General features: G+C 66.5%; 24 protein-coding genes and 1 other RNA gene. 9 read left to right on the forward strand and 16 right to left on the reverse strand.

All coding sequences use genetic code 11. The features are described from left to right. Positions 1 to 178: 178 nt before the first annotated feature. From VEA80_RS17910 to VEA80_RS17925, 4 genes are all read right to left on the reverse strand, one after another. The gene (locus tag VEA80_RS17910) at positions 179 to 850 is read right to left on the reverse strand and encodes a hypothetical protein (protein WP_325062151.1); all 672 of its coding nucleotides are present in this window, start codon (positions 848 to 850) and stop codon (positions 179 to 181) included. A 153-nt stretch (positions 851 to 1,003) separates the two neighbouring features. Then, the gene (locus tag VEA80_RS17915; RefSeq protein ID WP_325062233.1) at positions 1,004 to 1,846 is read right to left on the reverse strand and encodes a thymidylate synthase; all 843 of its coding nucleotides are present in this window, start codon (positions 1,844 to 1,846) and stop codon (positions 1,004 to 1,006) included. A 113-nt stretch (positions 1,847 to 1,959) separates the two neighbouring features. Then, a complete protein-coding gene (locus VEA80_RS17920; protein WP_325062152.1) occupies positions 1,960 to 2,691 on the reverse strand; it encodes a DUF2459 domain-containing protein in 732 nt (243 codons plus the stop codon). Beyond that, the gene (locus tag VEA80_RS17925) at positions 2,646 to 3,353 is read right to left on the reverse strand and encodes an aquaporin (protein ID WP_325062153.1); all 708 of its coding nucleotides are present in this window, start codon (positions 3,351 to 3,353) and stop codon (positions 2,646 to 2,648) included. Before VEA80_RS17925 ends, VEA80_RS17920 begins: the two co-directional genes overlap by 46 nt. 53 nt (positions 3,354 to 3,406) lie before the next feature. Here VEA80_RS17925 and ssrA point away from each other — a divergent pair. Further along, positions 3,407 to 3,815, forward strand: a transfer-messenger RNA (tmRNA) gene (gene ssrA / locus VEA80_RS17930). Between the two features lie 311 nt (positions 3,816 to 4,126). Further along, positions 4,127 to 4,618 carry an SspB family protein gene (locus tag VEA80_RS17935; protein ID WP_325062154.1) on the forward strand — a complete coding sequence of 164 codons (492 nt, stop codon included), beginning with the start codon at positions 4,127 to 4,129 and terminating at the stop codon, positions 4,616 to 4,618. Positions 4,619 to 4,625: 7 nt separating this feature from the next. On the opposite strand, the gene VEA80_RS17940 is transcribed toward VEA80_RS17935, so the two are convergent. Beyond that, positions 4,626 to 4,976, reverse strand: a complete 351-nt coding sequence (locus VEA80_RS17940) for a RusA family crossover junction endodeoxyribonuclease (RefSeq protein ID WP_325062155.1) — start codon at positions 4,974 to 4,976, stop codon at positions 4,626 to 4,628. Further along, a complete protein-coding gene (locus VEA80_RS17945; RefSeq protein ID WP_325062156.1) occupies positions 4,973 to 5,971 on the reverse strand; it encodes a hypothetical protein in 999 nt (332 codons plus the stop codon). The genes VEA80_RS17940 and VEA80_RS17945 overlap by 4 nt, the downstream gene beginning before the upstream one ends. A gap of 51 nt (positions 5,972 to 6,022) precedes the next feature. Between VEA80_RS17945 and fumC the strand changes: the two genes are divergently transcribed. From fumC to VEA80_RS17960, 3 genes are all read left to right on the forward strand, one after another. Beyond that, on the forward strand, positions 6,023 to 7,408 hold the full coding sequence (gene fumC, locus VEA80_RS17950) for a class II fumarate hydratase (RefSeq protein ID WP_325062157.1): 1,386 nt from the start codon (positions 6,023 to 6,025) through the stop codon (positions 7,406 to 7,408). A 164-nt stretch (positions 7,409 to 7,572) separates the two neighbouring features. Further along, positions 7,573 to 7,764, forward strand: a complete 192-nt coding sequence (locus VEA80_RS17955) for a DUF4169 family protein (protein WP_325062158.1) — start codon at positions 7,573 to 7,575, stop codon at positions 7,762 to 7,764. Between the two features lie 22 nt (positions 7,765 to 7,786). Beyond that, the gene (locus VEA80_RS17960; protein ID WP_325062159.1) at positions 7,787 to 7,981 is read left to right on the forward strand and encodes a ribbon-helix-helix domain-containing protein; all 195 of its coding nucleotides are present in this window, start codon (positions 7,787 to 7,789) and stop codon (positions 7,979 to 7,981) included. 4 nt (positions 7,982 to 7,985) lie between these two features. On the opposite strand, the gene VEA80_RS17965 is transcribed toward VEA80_RS17960, so the two are convergent. The 7 genes from VEA80_RS17965 to VEA80_RS17995 all read right to left on the reverse strand — a co-directional run bounded on the left by VEA80_RS17965 (position 7,986) and on the right by VEA80_RS17995 (position 12,225). After that, positions 7,986 to 9,005: a toll/interleukin-1 receptor domain-containing protein gene (locus tag VEA80_RS17965; RefSeq protein ID WP_325062160.1), complete on the reverse strand. Its 1,020-nt coding sequence runs from the start codon at positions 9,003 to 9,005 to the stop codon at positions 7,986 to 7,988. Positions 9,006 to 9,057: 52 nt separating this feature from the next. Continuing rightward, on the reverse strand, positions 9,058 to 9,987 hold the full coding sequence (locus tag VEA80_RS17970) for a TIR domain-containing protein (protein ID WP_325062161.1): 930 nt from the start codon (positions 9,985 to 9,987) through the stop codon (positions 9,058 to 9,060). 87 nt (positions 9,988 to 10,074) lie between these two features. Continuing rightward, complete coding sequence (locus VEA80_RS17975; protein ID WP_325062162.1) at positions 10,075 to 10,254, reverse strand: hypothetical protein; 180 nt, start codon at positions 10,252 to 10,254, stop codon at positions 10,075 to 10,077. A 62-nt stretch (positions 10,255 to 10,316) separates the two neighbouring features. After that, on the reverse strand, positions 10,317 to 10,745 hold the full coding sequence (locus VEA80_RS17980; RefSeq protein ID WP_325062163.1) for a hypothetical protein: 429 nt from the start codon (positions 10,743 to 10,745) through the stop codon (positions 10,317 to 10,319). Positions 10,746 to 10,787: 42 nt separating this feature from the next. Then, a complete protein-coding gene (locus tag VEA80_RS17985; protein WP_325062164.1) occupies positions 10,788 to 11,441 on the reverse strand; it encodes a glutathione S-transferase family protein in 654 nt (217 codons plus the stop codon). Between the two features lie 14 nt (positions 11,442 to 11,455). After that, complete coding sequence (locus VEA80_RS17990; protein WP_325062165.1) at positions 11,456 to 11,926, reverse strand: hypothetical protein; 471 nt, start codon at positions 11,924 to 11,926, stop codon at positions 11,456 to 11,458. Next, positions 11,923 to 12,225: a metalloregulator ArsR/SmtB family transcription factor gene (locus VEA80_RS17995; protein ID WP_325062166.1), complete on the reverse strand. Its 303-nt coding sequence runs from the start codon at positions 12,223 to 12,225 to the stop codon at positions 11,923 to 11,925. Before VEA80_RS17995 ends, VEA80_RS17990 begins: the two co-directional genes overlap by 4 nt. A gap of 101 nt (positions 12,226 to 12,326) precedes the next feature. Here VEA80_RS17995 and VEA80_RS18000 point away from each other — a divergent pair, with 101 nt between their 5' ends. After that, entirely contained in the window at positions 12,327 to 14,711 is a 2,385-nt protein-coding gene (locus VEA80_RS18000) for an ATP-dependent helicase (protein WP_325062167.1), read from the forward strand. Here VEA80_RS18000 and VEA80_RS20585 read toward each other — a convergent pair. Together VEA80_RS20585 and VEA80_RS18005 are read right to left on the reverse strand one after the other, a co-directional pair. Further along, complete coding sequence (locus VEA80_RS20585) at positions 14,708 to 14,980, reverse strand: type II toxin-antitoxin system RelE/ParE family toxin (protein WP_414731521.1); 273 nt, start codon at positions 14,978 to 14,980, stop codon at positions 14,708 to 14,710. The two genes, VEA80_RS18000 and VEA80_RS20585, sit on opposite strands and share 4 nt — an antisense overlap. Then, complete coding sequence (locus VEA80_RS18005; RefSeq protein WP_325062168.1) at positions 14,977 to 15,195, reverse strand: hypothetical protein; 219 nt, start codon at positions 15,193 to 15,195, stop codon at positions 14,977 to 14,979. Before VEA80_RS18005 ends, VEA80_RS20585 begins: the two co-directional genes overlap by 4 nt. A gap of 223 nt (positions 15,196 to 15,418) precedes the next feature. Here VEA80_RS18005 and VEA80_RS18010 point away from each other — a divergent pair, with 223 nt between their 5' ends. The 3 genes from VEA80_RS18010 to VEA80_RS18020 all read left to right on the forward strand — a co-directional run bounded on the left by VEA80_RS18010 (position 15,419) and on the right by VEA80_RS18020 (position 18,462). Then, the gene (locus VEA80_RS18010) at positions 15,419 to 16,717 is read left to right on the forward strand and encodes an MFS transporter (RefSeq protein ID WP_325062169.1); all 1,299 of its coding nucleotides are present in this window, start codon (positions 15,419 to 15,421) and stop codon (positions 16,715 to 16,717) included. Between the two features lie 139 nt (positions 16,718 to 16,856). After that, the gene (locus tag VEA80_RS18015) at positions 16,857 to 17,585 is read left to right on the forward strand and encodes a hypothetical protein (protein WP_325062170.1); all 729 of its coding nucleotides are present in this window, start codon (positions 16,857 to 16,859) and stop codon (positions 17,583 to 17,585) included. A gap of 28 nt (positions 17,586 to 17,613) precedes the next feature. Beyond that, the gene (locus VEA80_RS18020) at positions 17,614 to 18,462 is read left to right on the forward strand and encodes a 50S ribosomal protein L11 methyltransferase (protein ID WP_325062171.1); all 849 of its coding nucleotides are present in this window, start codon (positions 17,614 to 17,616) and stop codon (positions 18,460 to 18,462) included. 97 nt (positions 18,463 to 18,559) lie between these two features. On the opposite strand, the gene VEA80_RS18025 is transcribed toward VEA80_RS18020, so the two are convergent. Further along, positions 18,560 to 19,009 (reverse strand): hypothetical protein, encoded by a 450-nt coding sequence (locus VEA80_RS18025; RefSeq protein WP_325062172.1) that lies wholly within the window; start codon positions 19,007 to 19,009, stop codon positions 18,560 to 18,562. Positions 19,010 to 19,041 lie beyond the last annotated feature (32 nt).

The raw sequence follows: 19,041 nt of genomic DNA on the forward strand, positions 1-19,041 counted from the left end.
ATCAATTTCGACCCTCTAAACTCTCCGCCGACGGAAATCACACCCTCGATCGTCGCGCGCGGAATTCGGTTGGCGCTTGGAGCCGGATGGACGCCGTCCAGCCGCGGTGCGCCTTTGCGTGCAAAATTCGAAGGCGACGCGCTCCAAACATGGCGCGCCTAGGCGCCGTTCTGCCGTTCTACGGCGCTCTCGCGAACCAGATGATGTGGCGCGCGCCTTTGCCGCCGCGGCCGGCGCGGACCATGGTTTCCTCGACATCGAAACCGGCGTGCTTTAAGCGGCGCGCGAACTTTTCGTCCGGCCCGGCGGACCAGATCGCCAGCACGCCGCCCGGCTTCAGCGCCGCTTTCGCCGCCGTCAGCCCGTGCATGGAATAGATCTGATCGTTGTCGGCACGGGTGAGCCCGTCGGGACCGTTGTCGACATCGAGCAAGATCGCGTCGTAGCGGCGGTTGGCGCCGGCGATGGCTCTGGCGACGTCCCGCATGACGAGATCGACGCGCGGATCGTCGAGGCAGCCGGCGGTGAGCGCCGCCATCGGACCGCGCGCCCAGTCGATGATTTCGGGCACGAGTTCGGCGATTGTGATGCGCGCTTTGGGGCCAAGGCGCGCGAGCGCGGCGCGGAGCGTGAAGCCCATGCCGTAGCCGCCGAGGAGGAGATGCGGCGCGTCGGTGTTGTGCAGGCGATCGCAGGTCATGGTCGCGAGCGCTTCTTCCGAGCCGCTGAGGCGGCTCGACATGAGTTCGTTGCCGCCGAGAGCGATGATGAAATCGCCGCCGCGGCGGAAGAGACGCAGCTCCTCGCCGCCGGGGATTTGCGCTGTGGCGAGGAGTTCGCGGGGGATCATGGCGATGCTCTTACGCTCCCTCTCCCTCCTATGGGAGGGAGAGGGTTGGGGTGAGGGTGGAGCGCCGGTGTTTGCAATTGTCGCGCGCTAGTCTTCAGGCGATTGCGCCGCCCCCTCACCCTGCCCTCTCCCCCTCTCGGGGGAGAGGGTTTGCTAAACCGCGATCGGCGCCCTGATCGTCGGGTGCGCGACGTAGTTCTGCAGCGTGAAGTCGCCGTACTCGAACGCGAAGATGTCTTTGCGTTCGGGGTTGATCAGCATTTGCGGCGGGGCGTAGGGCGTGCGGGTGAGTTGTAGGCGCGCTTGGTCGAAGTGGTTGTGGTACAAATGCGCGTCGCCGAAGGTGTGGACGAAGTCGCCGGGCTGGAGGCCCGTCACTTGCGCCATCATTTGCGTCAGCAATGCATAAGACGCGATGTTGAACGGGACGCCGAGGAAGACGTCGGCGCTGCGCTGGTAGAGTTGGCAGCTCAGTTTGTCGTCGGCGACGAAGAACTGGAACAGGCAGTGGCACGGCGGCAGCGCCATCTGGTCCACTTCGGCCGGATTCCAGGCGCTGACGATGTGGCGGCGTGAGTTCGGATTGGTCTTGATCGACTGAACCACGTTGGCGATCTGATCGATGACGCGGCCGTCTTTGCTTTCCCACGAACGCCATTGCTTGCCGTAGACGGGGCCGAGCTCGCCCTCCTCATTGGCCCATTCGTCCCAGATCGTGACGCCCTGCTCCTGCAGCCAGCGCACGTTGCTATCGCCGCGCAGGAACCAGAGCAGTTCGAGGATGATGCTTTTCAGGTGCAGCTTCTTGGTGGTGAGCAGCGGGAAGCCTTGAGAGAGATCGAAGCGGAGCTGGCGGCCGAAGACGCCGCGCGTGCCGGTGCCGGTGCGATCGCCGCGGTCGACGCCGTTTTGGAGGATGTCGTCCAGCAGGCCGAGATAGGCGATGTCGGCTTGGCTGGGGGCGCCTTCTGGCGCGGGGGCGGGTTGGGCGTTCATTTCAAGTTCAATATGGGCCGACTCGGCAAAGCTCACCACGGCCGGCGCCTCGCGTCGCCCTTCGACACGCTCAGGGGTGACGCGATTGAGAGTGATCGAGGCCTCCTCCGGCGTCAGCCCGAGCCTGTCGAAGGCGGGATAACGGCGCACCCGGCCCGCCCCGTCTCCCGCACCTGTTGGATCAGCGGGCCGGCGAGCCAGGCGGCGCGGGCGTTGACGTTGACACCCGCCGCGCGGAGGGCGCGGGCCATCCATTGGTTGCAGACGTTGAACAGATGGAACGAGCCGCGCGTGCGCAGGAAAGACGAGCGGCCGACGACTTTGCCATCGCTGGTGCGGATCGGCGCGCCGGTTTCGTCGAGCACGAGCGCGCGGTCGACGTAGGCGACGAAGCGCTGGGCGCCTTCGCGGCTGACGCCGATGGCGGCGTCGGCGTTGGGGCCGAGATAGGCGGAGCTGGGGCCGGCGTTGTAGGCGACGTGGAGCACGCTGGGGCTCGGCGGGATCAGCGCGTCGAGGCCCATCAGCAGATCCGCGCCGTCGGAGCGGTAGAACGCTTCGTCGCCCCAGCCGATCAGGAAGCTTTCGGCCTCGGGATAGAGCCGGCGCAGCGGATGATCTGCGGGAAAGATCGCCGCCGGCGCGCCGATGTCGCTGTGATAGCCGTTCGAATAGAGGCGAAGCTCGACGCAATTTTCGGGCGTCGCGGGCGCGACGTTTGGCGCGGGCAGCGGCATGTAGAGCCAGACGAACAGCGCAACGCCGGCGAGCAGCACGCTCGCGGCGATCGGACGCCGGCTCAGGGCGCGTCGTCGCTCGTCAACAGTTTCGCCCGGAACGCCCATCCCGCCAGCAAAGCCCCCGCCATGGGCGCCGCGATAAAGAGCCAGAGCTGGCTCAACGCGTCGCCCAACACCCACACCGCAGGCCCCAAGGAGCGGGCCGGATTGACCGACACACCAGTAACCTGAATCCCGACGATGTGAATGGCCGCAAGCGTGAGGCCGATGGCGAGACCGCCGAATTCGGAGCCCTTCTGGGTCGCGCCGAGCACCACGGTGACGAAGATGAAGCCGGCGACGATCTCGAAGATGGCGCAGGCGATGAGCGAATAATCCGCCGGCGAGCCTTGGCCGGAGGGCAGGCGCACGCCGTAGCCGTTCTGGCCGAGGCCGTTTTCGCTGAGCACGAAATCGGGCGAGCCGGAGGCGATCATCAGCAAGATGCCGGCGCCGACGACGGCGCCGAGGCACTGGGCGATCCAGTAGCCGGTCATCTCCACGGTGCGCATGCGTCCGGCGGCCCAGACGCCGAGGCTGACCGCCGGGTTGATGTGGGCGCCGGAGACGCCGCCGAGGCCGTAGGCCATGGCGACGACTGCAAGCCCGAAGGCCCAGGCGATCCCCTCCTGGCCGACGACGCCGAACCCGGCCAGCACCGCCGCGCCGCACCCGAACAGCACCAACGTCATCGTGCCGATGAACTCAGCCGCCAGCTTCTTGATCATAAGCGCCGCCTCTTCCCGCGGCTTGTTGGTAAGCTGAGTCTTGGAGCCGCACGGCATTTGTGTGCGGCCGCGACGCTCCCTATATTGGTCGCGTTCGGGCTTGCCCGGACTATGGCGATAAACGCGCGGAGATAGGCGGATCGGACCCGGGTGCGATGCCCGGCGGCTCCACCAAGAGGGGTCAGAAGCCAGAAATCAGAAGTCAAAAGCCGTTCTGATCTGATTTTCTGAGTTGTTTCTGACTTCTGTTGCTGGGGCCGAAATAGGATCGACGGACGTTGAAGGCCGTTGCTTTTGCTCGGGTTGGTCCCGTTACAGGCCAAACAGCATAGTTGCGAATGACAACAACGCTGAAGAGTTCGCCCTCGCTGCGTAAGCAGTGCGAGTGATCTCGACCTAAGTCCTACCGAGTAGCATCGCTAGGCGGGGCCCCCCGGCGCCCGGCAACAGAAGCCGGGGACTCCTTTTCATCACTTATCCACAGCACCTGCTCGCCCTTGGCGTGCGCGCGCGCGCCGGCGCTGCGCACAGACGCGTGCGAATTTCCGTTGCCGCGCAAACATTTGGCGAGTTGCTCACAGGCGCGTTCGCGCTCTGCGCGAAGCGGAGCTTGCTTCGCTGTCACGTTTCACACGCATGTGCGAACTGTTGCGCGGCGCAGACGTTTCGCCTCTCGACGTTGGAAACACTCGCGATTTCGCGCTCTGTGGATGAACAATTGACTGCCCGGAACGAGGCAGTAAGGGTGACCCCGGAGCCAAGGAGGGGCGGCCGTGGCCGACGATTTGATCGGGTATGAAAGCTTGATGCAGGACGCGCTGCGCAGCGTCGTGCGCGCAGCGTTGCAGGAAGCCGCAAGCCCGCGCGGCCTTCCTGGCAAGCACCATTTCTACATCACCTTCCGCACGCATGCGCCCGGTGTCGTGATCCCGGATCATTTGCGCGCGCGTTATCCCGATGAAATGACGATCGTGCTCGAGCACCAGTTCTGGGATCTCGAAGTCTACGCCGATCGCTTCCGCGTCATCCTGAAATTCTCCGGCCAGCCGCAGCCGATCACGATCCCGCTGAAAGCGATCACGCGCTTCTTCGATCCGAGCGTGAAGTTCGGACTGCAGTTCGAACATCAGCCGCTGGACGAAGCGCGCATGGCCTCCGGCGATGATGCGATCGCGCCGGCGCCGCGCGAAGTGCAAGCGGAAGCGCCGCCGCCGGCGCAGAGCGACAGCGCCGTCGTCAGCCTCGACGCATTCCGGAAGAAGTAAGCGCGGCTCAGTCCCTGCGCACTGCGCGCACGGTGATGCGGTCGCGTTCGCCGCTTTTGCGTTCGCACAGCAGCCGTGCGATCTGGCTGTCGTCGAAGAAGACGTGGCCTTTCAGCGCGTCGAGCAGCGCCTTGGCGAGATTGTCGAGATCGAGCGAAGGGACCTCGCCGACATATTCCATCGTGAGTTCGACCTCGAACTCGCCCCAGCGCGGGCGGATCTGAAACTCCTTGCGGAAGAACTCGTAGACGAGCGGCTTGTAGTAGCGCGCCTGCGTGGTGATGCCGTCGATGGCGAACTCGGCGCCGCCCGCGATCTCGCGGGCGCGCACCTTGCCGCGGCCGGTCCAGGCGTTCACGCCCGCACGCGATGCGTCGCGCGCATGGCGGCGATCAGAGCGGCGTGGAACTGGCCGCGGCGCTGCATCTCGCCGTCGGGCGCGTAGAAGAAGCACGGCGCATCGAGACCAGCGGCGGCAAGCGTCGCTTCGGCGGCGTCGATGCGGCCCCACAAGGTGACGAAGACACAGCGGCCGTCCTGCGCGGCTTCGCGCACGTCCTCCAGCACGGCGGCGCCTTCGGTGAGATCGACAATGACGGCGTCGCAGGAATTGGCGAGCAGCTGCAGCGTCAGCAGGCGCCAGTGCGGCGCGGCGCGCACCGGCAGCGCTTCCTCGGGTGACACGGCGGTCGCCAGATTGAGGCGCACGCGCCGGCGCAGACGCCGCGCCAGCGCGCGATAATCGGCGGCGTTCGCGATGGTCGGGCCTTCGGGCGCATCCATGCGGGCGACATGACCGAAGACGCCGAGCTCGCGCCGCGCCATCGCCGCGCTGGCGCGCTCGGCGCCGGCGCCGACGAGCAGCAGCCGCGCCGGTTTGCGCCGCAGTGCTGAAAGCGTCAGCCAGGCCGCCGACGCGGCGGCCAGGACGGCGCCGATCGCCCAGAGCGTCCGCTCGTCCGTGACGCGGCCGAGCGAGGCGGCCGCGAGCGCGGCGAACAGCGCGAAGGCGCTGAGCTGGGCCAATGCGCGGAACGCCAAACGCGCGCGCCGGCGCCAATCGAAGAAGAGCCGCGTTCCCTTCTCCAGATCGGCCGCGCCAATATGGCCCGCGACGCTGACGCGCCACGGGCCGGACGATATCCGCCGCGCGCGCATCGCCTCGGCGATCGCCCGGCGCGCCGCTTCGCTGTGGTCCGGATTGGCCGCGGCGGCCCTCAGCGCGCGGTCCGATAGGCGCTCCACCGCCTCGCGCGCCGGCTCCGGCGCGCGGAGCGCGCTCACCGTCCGCATGTCCTGCGCCTGCACGCCGCTGCCTCCGCCCCGTCCTTGCGCTTGATCGGCCGATTTCATCCTCATATCCCGTGCAGGAGACAAGGCGTCATTTCCTCCAAGGCATTCTCCATGAAAACGCGTACCGAAACCGACACGTTCGGACCGATCCAGGTCGAAGCGGACAAGTACTGGGGCGCCCAGGCGCAGCGGTCGCTGCAGAACTTCCGCATCGGCGAAGAGAAGATGCCGGCGCCGATCGTGCGGGCGCTCGGGATCGTCAAACGCGCGGCGGCGGAAGCCAACATGGAGCTTGGCGTGCTGAAGCCGGAGATCGGCGAGACGGTCGTCAAGGCGGCGCAGGAAGTGATCGAGGGCAAGCTCAACGCCCACTTCCCGCTCGCAGTCTGGCAGACGGGCTCAGGTACGCAGTCGAACATGAACGCCAACGAGGTGATCTCGAACCGGGCGATCGAGATGCTGGGCGGCGAGATGGGCTCGAAGAAGCCGGTCCATCCCAACGACCACGTCAATATGAGCCAGTCGTCGAACGACACGTTCCCGACGGCGATGCACATCGCCTGCGCCGAAGAGATCGAGCATCGGCTGATCCCGGCTCTGCAAAAGCTGCGCAATGCGCTGAACGACAAGGCGCAGGCCTGGAAGGACATCATAAAGATCGGCCGCACCCACACCCAGGATGCGACGCCGGTGACCTTGGGCCAGGAATTCTCCGGCTACGCGCAGCAGGTCGAGAACGGCATAGCCCGGATCCAATCGACGATGCCGATGCTGATGCAGCTGGCGCAGGGCGGCACGGCGGTGGGCACCGGGCTCAACGCGCCGGTGGGTTTCGCCGAAAAAGTGGCGGAGAAGATCGCCGCAATCACGCAGATGAAGTTCACCAGCGCGCCGAACAAGTTCGAAGCGCTCGCGGCGCACGACGCGATGGTGATGAGCCATGGCGCGATCAACACGGCGGCGGCTTCGCTGTTCAAGATCGCCAACGACATCCGCTTCCTCGGCTCGGGCCCGCGCGCGGGGCTTGGCGAACTGGCGCTGCCGGAGAACGAGCCGGGCTCCTCGATCATGCCGGGCAAGGTGAACCCGACGCAGAGCGAGGCGCTGACGCAGGTGTGCGCGCACATTTTCGGCAATCACGCGGCGCTGACGTTCGCTGGCGCCAGCGGCCATTTCGAGCTGAACGTGTTCAATCCGGTGATGGCGTACAATTTCCTGCAGAGCGTGCGCCTGCTCGCGGACGCGGCGGTGAGCTTCACCGACAATTGCGTCGTCGGCATCGAACCTAGGCTCGACAACATCCAGGCGGGCGTCGAACGCTCGCTCATGCTGGTGACGGCGCTGGCGCCGAAATACGGCTACGACCGCGCCGCCAAGATCGCCAAGACCGCGCACAAGAACGGAACCACGCTGCGCGAGGAAGCAATCAAGGACGGCATTCCGGCGGAAGATTTCGACGCCATCGTGCGTCCGGAGAAGATGATCGGGCCGGGGTGATGTAAGGGGAACTTCCCGAGGAGTTCGCCCCTAACATGAGTTAAATGGCCTCACGTGCGCGTGATGCGCGTGATCACTGAGAAGTCTTCGAAAATCTGGAACGAATCTGTCTGCCCCAGCGATAACGCTTGGCCACGCGGTAACGCGGGCTTATGTGAGCGTTGATGAACGAGATCGTAAACCTGAAGCGCGTTCGCAAAGCGAAAGCGCGCGCGGCAGAGGAGATCACAGCCGCGAACAACCGCATGGCGTTCGGACGAACCAAGACAGAGAAGCAACTGGCCAAGGCGGAGCGGGAGGCTGCCGACCGCAAACTCGACGGGCACAAGAGACATGACAATGACACCGACATCTAGCGGCGGCCTGCAGAAGCGCTCGATGCGCATCGCCGGCCACAGGACGTCGCTGGCCCTGGAACAAGAATTCTGGTCGGGCCTCGAGAAGATCGCGCGGTCGCGTTCGACAAGTCTGCCGATGCTGATCGCATCGATCGACGAACGGCGCGCGAAGAACACGCCAGAGGCGTCGCTGGCTTCGGCTGTGCGCGTCTTCGTGCTGGAGAACCGCGTCTGAGCGGCTATTGCATCGGGCGTCCGTACAGCACGAGCGCGTAGTAGCATGGCGAGACGGTGCAGTTGTGCATCACCGCCTGCACGGTGAACGGCCCCGACCATTGCGGCGCCACGGCGACGACGGGCGTCGCGTCCTGCAGATTGTCCTGAGAAACGGCGTTGTTGTTCTCGTCGTAGAGGATCAGGTCGAAATCGCCGCAATCATTGTCGCAGACGCCGATAATGCGGTACTCCATCCCCACTTGCAGCGTCGCCGGGACGTTTGCGTACTGGCCCTGCGGCAGCTGTCCGCTGACCGGCGGCGCCAGCTGTTGATAGCCCTGGGCCACGAACGCCTGCTCCACCTGCGCCAACCGGCCGAGGATTTGCTGCTGATAGTCGGTGACCGCCGGCGCCTGAGACGGCGTCGCCGCCACCGGCTGGATCGGCATCGTTTCGGCGATCTGCTGCGGCGGCAACGGGGCGGGCTGCATCATGAACGCGCCGGCGCCGAGCACGAACACGCCGGCGACTACCCCGACGATCCAGACCCAGGCCGGCGGCCCGCTCTTCGTCTGCGCGGCGGGCATCGGGGCGTGGGCGACCGGCGGCGGCGCCTGGGGCGGCTGCATCGTGAACGGCCTCGGCACGGGCTGGCCGGTCGCAACGCGCGAGACGGCGTCGACGACGCGACGCCAGTTCACATCGTTCTGGTCGCCGTGCCAGGCGGTGAGATCCGCCGCCTGCACTTCGCCGAACCCGAACGGCGGCTGGGTGCCGTCGAGCAGCACCGGGATCAGCACGCCCTTGTCGCGGCCGAGCCGCGCTTCTTCGCGCACCGACTGCGATTTCGTCGACTGCGCGCTCCACAGCACGATCAGCGCTTTGCACTGGCTGAGCTTCAGTTCGATGTAATCGGCCCAGGTGGTGCCGGGCGGTATTTCGTTGTCCCAGAAGACATCGAGGCCGGCGCGCTCCAGTCCCTCCGCCACTTGCCGCGCGCGGGCGGCGTCCTCGCGGGCGTACGACAGGAAAACGTCGGCCATGGTCCCCTCCTGCACTAGTCCTAGCAGGAGCGCAGGCCGGTTCAATCGCGCGTCATAGTCCTTTTGGGTGCGGACCGTACTGGTTCATCCCCGGCGCCGAGGAAATGACGCCCACCACGATCGCCGCGCCGACCGCGGCCAAGGAGATCAACGGCCCGATCGGGCTCGGATCGCCCGACAGCGCCATGCCGAGGAGCGTCAGGCCGACGACGGCGGCGGCAAGCCAGCCGCTATGGCCAATATCGTGCAGCCGCCGCGCCGTGACGCTGATCCCCGGCGCCAGCAAGCCGAGCCAAACCGCGCCGGTGAAATAGGGATTGATCGGCGCGCCGGTGAAGTCGACGCCGAACTGCAGGTCGATGGCGCCGGCGACGATCAGCGCCAGCACCGCGAACAGCGCCCACCACCAATATTCGGCGCGGCCAGCGCGTCCCTTGCCGTTGGCGTAGAGGCGCAGGCACTTCTGCACGTAGTGGATCGGCGAAGGCTCGGCGGCGACGGCGACGTGCGCCGAAGCGGTCGCGCCGGCGAAGGCGGCGGTTTGCAGCGCCGGCTGCGGCGGCGTCCATGCGCTCGTGCGCGGCGCCGTTTCGCCGCGGGCGGCGGCGTAAACAGCTTGCGCGAATTTCGTCCACGCCGGATCAGCGTAGTCTCCGCGCCATTGCGTGAGGTCCGCGCACTGCACTTCGCCGAACCCGAACGGCAGCTGCACGTTCTCGATCAGAACCGGGATTAGCCGCGACTTGTCGCGCGCGATGCGCGCCTCTTCGCGCACGGACTGCGAGCGCGTCGAATGCGCGCTCCAGAGCACAATCGCCGCTTTGCAGCCGGAGAGCTTGCCTTCAATGTAATCGGCCCAGGTCTGGCCGGGCGGAATTTCGTTGTCCCAAAACGGGTCGAGACCGATGGAGGCGAGCCCGTGCGCGATGCGCTGCGCGTGCTCGCGGTCTTCGCGTGCGTAGGAAATGAATACGTCGGCCATGATCGCCCCGCTCTTCCGATTCGCGGGCGTAGGCTAACGCCGCGCAGGCCGCACGCGGAGCGGTTTTACGTGTCGCTTTGGCAAGGATCAGCGGCTGGAGTCTGCCGGCGCTGAAGGCGCTTGTGTCTCGGCCTCGGCGGCGGCGAACGTGCGCGCCGGCTGCTCAGGCCCGAACGCGGTGAACACCATCGCGGTCAGCGCGATCACCATAATGCCGGCTACAACGCCGGAAAATGCGCCGGCGCGAGATTCGTGCTCATCCGCCATTGTTCAGCTCCATCCGCGGAGATAACCGCAAAGAAGCGCGGAAGTTCCTGCTAAGGCGTGTCCTAGGCGCCGCAGTAAACCAGACTTGTCGGCGCCGACCACGGCCCGCCCGCGATCATCATTGCCCGTGCAGATTCAGCGAACGAGAGCTGAATCTGATACGGCGCCGGCGGCGCTTCGGCGGTGCATGTGGCGGCGATGTCGTAGCCCGTCGGCGTCAAAGTCACAGTGTCGAAGGTGCAGGCGACTTCGCCGCGCGTGGTCACGCCGCGCTCTTCGAAACGCCATGCCGGCTCGGCACAACCCTCTGCGCTCGTCGCCCATTGGCCGACATAGCGGGGCTGCTGTTCCGTCGGCGGCGGCAGCGCGCGCGGCAGCGGCTCGGCTTGGCCGACCTCAGCCGCGGCCTCGGGATCAGGCGGCGGCTCGACCGGCTGGCTGCACCCGAACACGGCCAGCGCCAGCGCGCAGGCGGCAAGTTTCATCCGCATGGACGCACAACCTGCTGCCGTCGCGCCGGTTCCGAAGGAACGTCAGGCGGCCGCTTCGGCAGACGCCAAGCGGCCGTTCTGCAGAGCGAGCGCCGCCTGCCAGCCGGGCAGCTGCGCCATCGCCGCGCCCCAGCGCCGGATTTCGGCGTAAGGTTCGAGCGGCAATTGCACGAACGGCTCGAGGATAAGATCGGCGGCGACGGCGAAATCCGCCAGCGTGAGCCGATCGCCGGAGACGAAGCGGCGGCCCTTGAGATGCGCGTCGAGGATCGAAGCGGCGGCGTGGAAAGCGCTGAGGCCGCGCTCCACTTCGGCGGCGTCGGGTTCGCCGAGACCGAGAACGCGCTTCACACCGCGCTCGAAGGCGAGAATGGCGCAGGCCCGATCCCAGGTGGTGGATTCCCAGAACATCCATTGCGCCATGTCGGCGCGCGCCTTCGCGTCGGCCGGGATCAAGCCGGCTTCGGGATTCTTCTCGGCCAGATACTGGATGATCGCATTGGATTCCCAGAGCTTGAACGCGCCTTCTTCGAGCACGGGCATTTTCTGGTTTGGATTGAGCGCGGCAAACTCGGGCGCGCGCGTGGCGCCTTTGGTCAGATCGCAGAAACAAAACTCGTAGTCGAGCCCGAGATGATGCGCGACGGCGAGCACCTTGAACGCGCGCGGGCTGTGCGGAAACACGTGCAGTTTCATTTCATCGTCTCCCTCTATTGCTTCAGACCGGCATAAGCGCCGAAGCCGTTCTCGAACACGGCGACCCAACCATTGTTGTAGGCGTTGCGGAGTTTGTCGGCTTCTTCGCCCATGCGCTCCCAGTTCTCGTGCGTAAGCGTGACGCGGCAGCTGTCGGCGTCGAGCGGCTCGAAGCGGACGGAGACATCGGTCGATTGCGGCCGGCCGAGGCTCCATTCCATGGCGAACAACGCGCCCGGCTCGAACGCCTTTACCACGCCCCACTCGAGATCGCGCCCGTCCTGCAGCGTCTCGTAGATGCGCCCGCCGACGCGCGGCTCGACCGTCACGCGCACGGCGATCTCGCCTTTGGCCGCGACGCCGCGATTGTGCGTGTGCATCGGCCACCAGGCGCTGATCTCCTCGGTGAAGACGCGGAACGCCTCGCGCGCGGAACGGCGCACGTCGATGCTCTTCACGATCGGCGAGACTTCAACGACGGTCATTGATCTTTCTCCGCATAGTCTTTGAAATTGGCGAGCGCCTCGTCCCAGAAGCCGTCGAGCCAATCGCGCAGTTCGCGCAGGCCCTCGGCGTGGATGCGATAGAGGCGCGCCGCGCCGCGCGGTTCGTCGCGGACGAGGTCGGCCTGCTTCAACGCCTTCAAGTGCTGCGACACGGCCGGGCGGCTGACCGGCAGTTGCGCGGCGATCTCCCCGACCGTGCGGGGGCCGGCGCGCAATTGCTCGAACACCGCCCGGCGGGTCGGATCGGCGAGCACGGCGAGGGCATTTCCGTAAGCCATGGCTAACCGTAATCCTACACTTACAGCGAGTCAACAGCTGCGGCGAGCGCGATGATTCTGTTCCTGTTTCGTGCTAGAGCTGACGCGCTAGATTAGATTCGATGTCCCAAGACCTGCCTGACCTGCCGATCTCGCAGCGCGCGATGGCTGCGCCGCCGTTTCTCGCGGCGCTGAACCCTGAGCAGCGCGCGGCAGTGGAAGCGCTCGACGGGCCGGTGCTGGTGCTGGCCGGCGCCGGGACCGGCAAGACGCGCGTGCTGACGACGCGTCTGGCGCATCTGTTGGCCAGCGGACGCGCCAAGCCGTGGGGCGTGCTGGCGGTGACGTTCACGAACAAAGCCGCGCGCGAGATGCGCGAGCGGGTCGAGAAACTGCTCGGCCCGGGCGGCGGCGGGCTGCCGTGGCTCGGCACGTTTCACTCGATCAGCGCGCGCATGCTGCGCACGCACGCCGAACTGGTGGGCCTCAAGAACAATTTCTCGATCCTCGATACGGACGATCAGATCCGTTTGCTGAAACAGATCATAGAAGCCGAAGGCATCGACGAAAAACGCTGGCCGGCGCGCCAGCTCGCGGGCCTGCTCGACAGCTGGAAGAACCGAGCGCTGACGCCGGAGCGCGTGCCGAAAGGCGAAGCGTTCTCGTTCGCCGATGGCGCAGGCGTGAAGCTCTACGCGATCTACCAGGCGCGGCTGAAGATTTTGAACGCGTGCGACTTCGGCGATCTGCTGATGCACATGATCGACGTCTTCCAGCGCCATCCGGACGTGCTGGAGACGTATCATCGCAAGATCAGCCACCTGATGGTGGACGAATACCAAGACACCAACGTCGCGCAGTATCTGTGGCTGCGCTTGCTGGCGCAGGCGCAGAAGAATTTGTGCGTAGTGGGTGACGACGATCAGTCGATCTATGGCTGGCGCGGCGCCGAAGTGGACAACATTCTGCGCTTCGAGAAGGACTTTCCCGGCGCCGTGGTGGTGCGGCTGGAGCGCAATTATCGCTCGACGGGGCACATCCTCGCCGCGGCGTCGCATCTGATCGCGCACAATCGCGGCCGGCTCGGCAAGACGCTGTTCACCGACGACGAGGAAGGAAACCGGGTCAAGGTGCGGGGCGTCTGGGACGGCGAGGCTGAGGCGCGGCTGATCGCCGACGATATCGAGCACTGGGTGCAGTCGAACCGCTCCTATGGCGAATGCGCGGTGCTGGTGCGGGCGGCCTGGCAGATGCGGGCGTTCGAAGAACGTTTCCTGATGCTGCGCATCCCCTACAAGGTGATCGGCGGCCCGCGCTTCTTCGAGCGGGCGGAAATCCGCGACGTGCACGCCTACCTGCGCCTGATCCGCTCGGAAGACGACGATCTCGCCTTCGAACGCATCGTCAATCAGCCCAAGCGCGGCGTCGGCGAAAGCACGGTGCAGAAGCTGCACGCCTATGCCGGCAAGCCGCCGGTGCGGTTCGTCACCGATGCGGGGCCGCTGTTCGATGCGAACACTGGCGAAGTGGTCACCGAGCAGCCGGCAGCGCCGGGCGGGGCGACGCGCTTTCGCACCTTGGTCGGCGCGGCGCGCGACCTGATCCGCACCGACGATCTCCCACTCAAGGCGCGCACGGCGCTGCGCGCGTTCCTGAACGATCTCGACCGCTGGCGCGAGCAGGCGCGCACGATGAGCCATGTCGAGTTGGCCGAGATCGTGCTCGACGAGAGCGGCTACACGGAAATGCTGCGCAACGACAAGTCGCCGCAAGCGCAAACGCGCCTAGAGAACTTGAAGGAACTGGTCCAGTCGATGAGCCAGTACGACACGCTCGAAGCCTATCTCGAACATGTCGCGCTGGTGCTCGACATCGAAGCGGAGAGCGAAGGCGAGAACGTGCAGCTTTCGACACTGCACGCGGCGAAGGGCCTGGAATTTCCACTCGTCTTCCTGCCCGGCTGGGAGGAGCAAGTGTTTCCCTCACAGCGTTCGATCGACGAGAATGGCGAGAAGGGTTTGGAAGAAGAGCGCCGGCTCGCTTATGTCGGCATCACGCGGGCGCGGGAGAGTGCGCGCATTTCGTTCGCCGCCAATCGCCAGATCTACGGCCGCTGGCAGACCGTGCTGCCCTCCCGCTTCATCGACGAACTTCCCGCCAAGAGCGTCGACGCCGTCAGCGAGACCGGCTACGGCATGCAGGCGCCGGGCGTGCGCGAGATGGCCGTCGCCCCGTTCTCCTCCGGCTATCAATCGCCAGGCTGGCGGCGCGCGCAGGAACGCGGCGCGTTCACGTCAAAACCGCCGACGATCGACGGCGGAGCGCGCCTTGTCGCGCGCAGCGGCGACGCCGACAGTCACTATTCACGCGGCGACCGCATCTTCCACGAGAAGTTCGGCTACGGCCGCATCCGCCAAGTCGAAGGCAACAAGCTCACGGTGGATTTCGACAAGGCCGGTGAGAAGCGCGTGATCGACAGCTTCGTCCGCCCCGCGAGCGCGGCTTAACAATTGCGCATGGAGTGGAAGACCGCATTCACAGTGAGAGTGTCTCCGCTCACACTGTAAAGTACGAGATATGGCGTCTTCGAAACCACCAGGCATCGCTCCGGACCGCCGCGCTCAAACGGCGCCGCATACGGCATATCCCGCTGATCCGCCACTCGGCCAATGATGCGCGCCATTATGCGCCGTGCAGCTCGTGGACTATGTTGCTGCAGATACTTACGGATGTCCCGTAGGTCGTCGCGTGCGCGCGGCGACCAAACGACATTCACTTCGACTGAGCAGGCAGAAATTCCGCCACGATATCCTCGTGGGGGATCGGGTCCCCTTGTTCTTCTTCGGCGCGGCGGCGCAGCTCCGCCCGTTGTTCATCCGTCAGCAGCGGCTCCGGGTGATCGAGCATAAACTCGATCTCGACAGCGATCATGTCCTGCCGGTCCGGCGGGAGCTCCTTTAGGCGCGCGAGTACCAGATCGAGTTTGGTCATAGCGGCCAATATACACGTTTCCTTCCTCCGCCGCCAGCAACCGCGCGCGACTCCGAAAGTCGTCCCCGCGCCCGCGCGCGCTACATCACCGCCTGTGACGCAGAGTTACGCCGCCTGCGAGCGTGGGACGATCCGCGCCGAGCCTTGTCCGCGCGCGCAAGGGCGCGAGCTCTCCTCCGCGCGGAAGCGTTGGATTCTCGCCGCCTGCGTTCTCGCTTCCTCCATGGCGTTCATCGACGGCTCGGCGCTCACCGTCGCGTTGCCGCGGCTGCGGTCCGAACTCGTCGCCGACTATGCGACGGTGCAGTGGGTGATCAACGGCTACATGCTGGCGCTGGCCTCGCTCACTTTGATCGGCGGCGCGCTGGCGGACGTATACGGCAAGGCGCGCATGCTGACGATCGGCGCGGCGGCGTTCGGGCTCTTCTCGATCGGGTGCGCGCTCGCGCCGGGCGTGACGTGGCTCACCGGCGCGCGCGTGCTGCAGGGCGTCGCCGCCGCCATCGTCGCCCCTTCCAGCCTGGCGTTGATCGGCGCCACCTATCCGCGCGAGGAGCGCGGGGCGGCGGTCGGCGTCTGGGCGGCGGCCTCGGCCGTCACCACGGCGGGCGGGCCGATCCTCGGCGGCTGGCTTACCGAGACGTTCGGCTGGCAAGCGATCTTCTGGATCAATCCGCCGATCGCCGCGGCGACGGTGATCCTCCTCTTGTTCTTCGCGCAACGTGTGCCGAAGACCGAGCGCGGCTTCGATTGGCTGGGCGCGGCGCTGATCGCCGGCGCGCTCGGCGCATTCGCGTTCGCATTGAGCAGCATCGCGCCGGCCGAGGGCGCGGGCGTCGAGATCGGCCAAACCGTTTGGCTCGCCTTCGGCGCGGCGGTCGTCGGCCTCATTGCCTACGGCGTCTGGGAGACGCGTGCGCGCGCGCCGCTGACGCCGCCGCGGCTTTGGGCCAATCGCCCGTTCACGGCGCTCAACATCGCCACCCTGCTCATCTATGGCGCCATGGCGATCATGTTCTTCGCGCTGCCGTTCGAACTCGTCGACCGGCGCGGCCTCACCGCGACGGAAGCGGGCATGGCGATGCTGCCGATGACGATCGCGCTCGGCGCGCTCTCGCAAATGTTCGGCGGCTTGGCTGACAAGATCGGCGCGCGGCCGCTGCTCATCATCGGCCCGCTGGCGGCGGCGGGCGCTTACCTGCTGTTTGCAGCATTGCGTGAAATGAATCTGTGGCTCGCCGTGATCGCGCCGATGACGCTGCTCGGCTTGGGCTTTGCCGTGCTGGTGGCGCCGCTGACGGCGTCGGTTCTCTCTGCCGTCGGCGACGAGGACGAGGGCCTCGCCTCCGGCGTCAACAACGCGGCGGCGCGCGCCGCGCAGCTGATCGGCGTGGCGCTCGCAGCCGGACTGGCGCCGCTGACGCCGGGGTTTGCGGCAAGCATGATCGCGGCCGCTATCGCCTCGGCATTGGGCGCGGCGTGCATGCTGGCGCTGCCGCGGAAAGGAAAAGAGCGGCGCTGAGTTGCTTCTGCTCCTGCGCGAACTCAGTTACGGAACCTTCGAGAGCGCCGCTGCGCCTTAACCTTAATCGCCGCGGAACTTCGGCTGAAACGATTGTGGTCTGGACGTCGTTTGCGCGGAAGCGTAGCGCAGAACGACTATGGCGCTTACGTCAGTGACATTCATGGAGGCCGGTTTGGAGGGCATCCGGCACTGGTTCAGCAACAAGCTGGACCGGATCGTGGAGTACGCGCAGTTCCTCTACGTCCAGCGCGTCACCGGATTCAGCGTCTCAGGCCAGCCCGAGTTCGAAGCGCAGGCGGTTCCGTTCTTTCTGGAGCTGCTGACCTCGGTCGGCACTTATCTCGAGTTCGGCATGGGCGGCTCGACCGTACTCGCGGCCATGCACGGCGTGCGTTTCGTGTCTGTGGATTCCGATCCGTATTTCATGCGCGCGGTGCGGAAGAAGATCAAAGACAACGGCCATGACGATCCCGAGCGGCAGAGCTTCATCCACGGTGACGTGGGCCCCACCGAAGCCTGGGGCACACCGGTGCTGCATCGCGCCACGCCGGCTCGCGTGCAGCGTTGGCGGCGCTACATTGACGCGCCCTGGGCGGCGATGAAGGACAAGCCGGGGCCCTACCTGGTGCTGGTTGACGGGCGCTTCCGCGTCGCCTGCGCGCTGGCCGCGGCGAAGAACCTGGACGCGGCGCAAACGCAGATTCTGATCGACGACTACACCGAACGCGAACACTACCGCGCCGTCGAACGCCACCTCGAACTGCGCCGCCGCTGCGGCCGCATGGCGCTGTTCACCCCGCGCGCCGACATGAACCGTCCGGCGCTCGAGGCCGACATCGAGAAATACAGCGCCGACTGGCGTTAGCCGCGCTGGCCCTCTATGCCAAGCCGCCATGCTCGTCCTCACCGCTCTCGGCACGCTGACCCAAGTCCGCGCCGCCGCCGATGAACTCGATCGCCACGATCCCTCGCCCGCGGACGCGGTGAGCTGGTTCGAGGAGACGCCGGGCAAGTTCCGGATCGAAATCTACGTGCCGACGAAGCAAGACGCCGCCAGCGCCGAAGCGATCGTCGGCGCGGCTGCGCCGGAACTGCATCTGAAGCAGAAGAAGGTGAAGGCCGCAGATTGGGTGGCGATGTCGCTCGAAGGCTTGCCGGCGGTGCGTGCGGGCCGCTTCGTCGTCGCCGGCGCGCACGCGCTGATGGGTGAGAACAACGGCCGCACCAAGGTTTGGATCGAGGCCAGCGAAGCGTTCGGCACCGGCCATCACGGCACGACCTGGGGCTGCCTGATGGCGCTCGAAGGCGTCCTGCGCCAGCGCAAGGTCAAGCGCGTGCTCGACGTCGGCGCGGGCTCGGGCGTGCTGGCGATCGCGGCGGCGAAGCACGGGGCCGAGGCGCTGGCGATCGAGATCGATCCGCGCGCGGCGGCGATCGCCGAGATCAATGCGCGCCAGAACAAGGTCGCCCAGCGCATGCAGGTGATCGCCGGCGACGGCGCGCGCCATATCGCCGGCAAGCAGTTCGACTTGGTGTTCGCCAACATCCTGATGCGGCCGCTGATCAAGCTCGCGCCGAGGCTCGCGCCCGCTGTCGCGCCCGGCGGCGCGCTGATCCTCTCCGGCCTGCTGCGCTCACAAGCGCCGCTGGTGCGCGAAGCCTACGCCTCGCGCGGACTGCTGCTGGAGCGGCAGATTCCGAAGGAGGCGTGGATGACGTTGGTGTGGAGGAAGGCGGAGTGAGAAACCAGAATTCAGAAATCAGAAATCAGAAATCAGATGCGCCCGTGTGACTTCTGATTTCTGATTTCTGGCTTCTGATTTCTGCGTCTACAGCCGCTCAGCGGCTGTAGACGTTGAACGCAAACCAGCAGGGTTCGCTGACGCAGCGGACCATCTCGACTTCGACTGTATGGCGGCCGGTGGTGCGTGGGCGCACGTGGACGACGGGCACGTTGTCTTCGAGCACGTCCTGGCCGATCAGCCGCCCGCTGGCGTCGAACAGGCGCAGGTTGAAGTCGCGGCAGCGGCTCTCGCAGACGCCGACGACGCGATAGTCCTGCCCGGCCCGCATCATCAGGCTGAAACGGCGGCCTTCGCGTTCGCCGAGGCCGGCGGCGAACGGCCCGGCGGCGCGGGCGTAGCCGTTCTCCACAAGCACCGTTTCAGCCCGGGACAGTCGCTGCGCCAGTTCGCGGGCGTATGGGTCCGGCACCTGCGCCGCGGCGGGTTGCGCCGCGAGCGTAAGCGCGGCCGCGGCCGCGAGCGCCATTTTGACCCAAGACCTCATGTTTTCTCCGGGCGGGGCGCTGTTCAGAGGCG

This window comes from Vitreimonas sp. (genome assembly GCF_035627415.1).
In the GTDB taxonomy this organism is placed as follows: domain Bacteria; phylum Pseudomonadota; class Alphaproteobacteria; order Caulobacterales; family Aquidulcibacteraceae; genus Vitreimonas.

What these genes read in the sequence shown, in the direction of transcription:
- VEA80_RS17975 (WP_325062162.1), bottom strand. Translation starts at nt 10,254, where the DNA reads ATGGCGGATGAGCACGAATCTCGCGCCGGCGCATTTTCCGGCGTTGTA.
- VEA80_RS17990 (WP_325062165.1), bottom strand. Translation starts at nt 11,926, where the DNA reads ATGACCGTCGTTGAAGTCTCGCCGATCGTGAAGAGCATCGACGTGCGC.
- VEA80_RS17910 (WP_325062151.1), bottom strand. Translation starts at nt 850, where the DNA reads ATGATCCCCCGCGAACTCCTCGCCACAGCGCAAATCCCCGGCGGCGAG.
- VEA80_RS17925 (WP_325062153.1), bottom strand. Translation starts at nt 3,353, where the DNA reads ATGATCAAGAAGCTGGCGGCTGAGTTCATCGGCACGATGACGTTGGTG.
- VEA80_RS17995 (WP_325062166.1), bottom strand. Translation starts at nt 12,225, where the DNA reads ATGGCTTACGGAAATGCCCTCGCCGTGCTCGCCGATCCGACCCGCCGG.
- VEA80_RS17985 (WP_325062164.1), bottom strand. Translation starts at nt 11,441, where the DNA reads ATGAAACTGCACGTGTTTCCGCACAGCCCGCGCGCGTTCAAGGTGCTC.
- VEA80_RS17955 (WP_325062158.1), top strand. Translation starts at nt 7,573, where the DNA reads ATGAACGAGATCGTAAACCTGAAGCGCGTTCGCAAAGCGAAAGCGCGC.
- VEA80_RS17920 (WP_325062152.1), bottom strand. Translation starts at nt 2,691, where the DNA reads ATGGGCGTTCCGGGCGAAACTGTTGACGAGCGACGACGCGCCCTGAGC.
- VEA80_RS18025 (WP_325062172.1), bottom strand. Translation starts at nt 19,009, where the DNA reads ATGAGGTCTTGGGTCAAAATGGCGCTCGCGGCCGCGGCCGCGCTTACG.
- VEA80_RS17915 (WP_325062233.1), bottom strand. Translation starts at nt 1,846, where the DNA reads ATGAACGCCCAACCCGCCCCCGCGCCAGAAGGCGCCCCCAGCCAAGCC.
- VEA80_RS18020 (WP_325062171.1), top strand. Translation starts at nt 17,614, where the DNA reads ATGCTCGTCCTCACCGCTCTCGGCACGCTGACCCAAGTCCGCGCCGCC.
- VEA80_RS18005 (WP_325062168.1), bottom strand. Translation starts at nt 15,195, where the DNA reads ATGACCAAACTCGATCTGGTACTCGCGCGCCTAAAGGAGCTCCCGCCG.
- fumC (WP_325062157.1), top strand. Translation starts at nt 6,023, where the DNA reads ATGAAAACGCGTACCGAAACCGACACGTTCGGACCGATCCAGGTCGAA.
- VEA80_RS17980 (WP_325062163.1), bottom strand. Translation starts at nt 10,745, where the DNA reads ATGCGGATGAAACTTGCCGCCTGCGCGCTGGCGCTGGCCGTGTTCGGG.
- VEA80_RS17965 (WP_325062160.1), bottom strand. Translation starts at nt 9,005, where the DNA reads ATGGCCGACGTTTTCCTGTCGTACGCCCGCGAGGACGCCGCCCGCGCG.
- VEA80_RS18010 (WP_325062169.1), top strand. Translation starts at nt 15,419, where the DNA reads ATGGCGTTCATCGACGGCTCGGCGCTCACCGTCGCGTTGCCGCGGCTG.
- VEA80_RS17960 (WP_325062159.1), top strand. Translation starts at nt 7,787, where the DNA reads ATGCGCATCGCCGGCCACAGGACGTCGCTGGCCCTGGAACAAGAATTC.
- VEA80_RS18015 (WP_325062170.1), top strand. Translation starts at nt 16,857, where the DNA reads ATGGCGCTTACGTCAGTGACATTCATGGAGGCCGGTTTGGAGGGCATC.
- VEA80_RS17945 (WP_325062156.1), bottom strand. Translation starts at nt 5,971, where the DNA reads ATGAAATCGGCCGATCAAGCGCAAGGACGGGGCGGAGGCAGCGGCGTG.
- VEA80_RS17970 (WP_325062161.1), bottom strand. Translation starts at nt 9,987, where the DNA reads ATGGCCGACGTATTCATTTCCTACGCACGCGAAGACCGCGAGCACGCG.
- VEA80_RS18000 (WP_325062167.1), top strand. Translation starts at nt 12,327, where the DNA reads ATGTCCCAAGACCTGCCTGACCTGCCGATCTCGCAGCGCGCGATGGCT.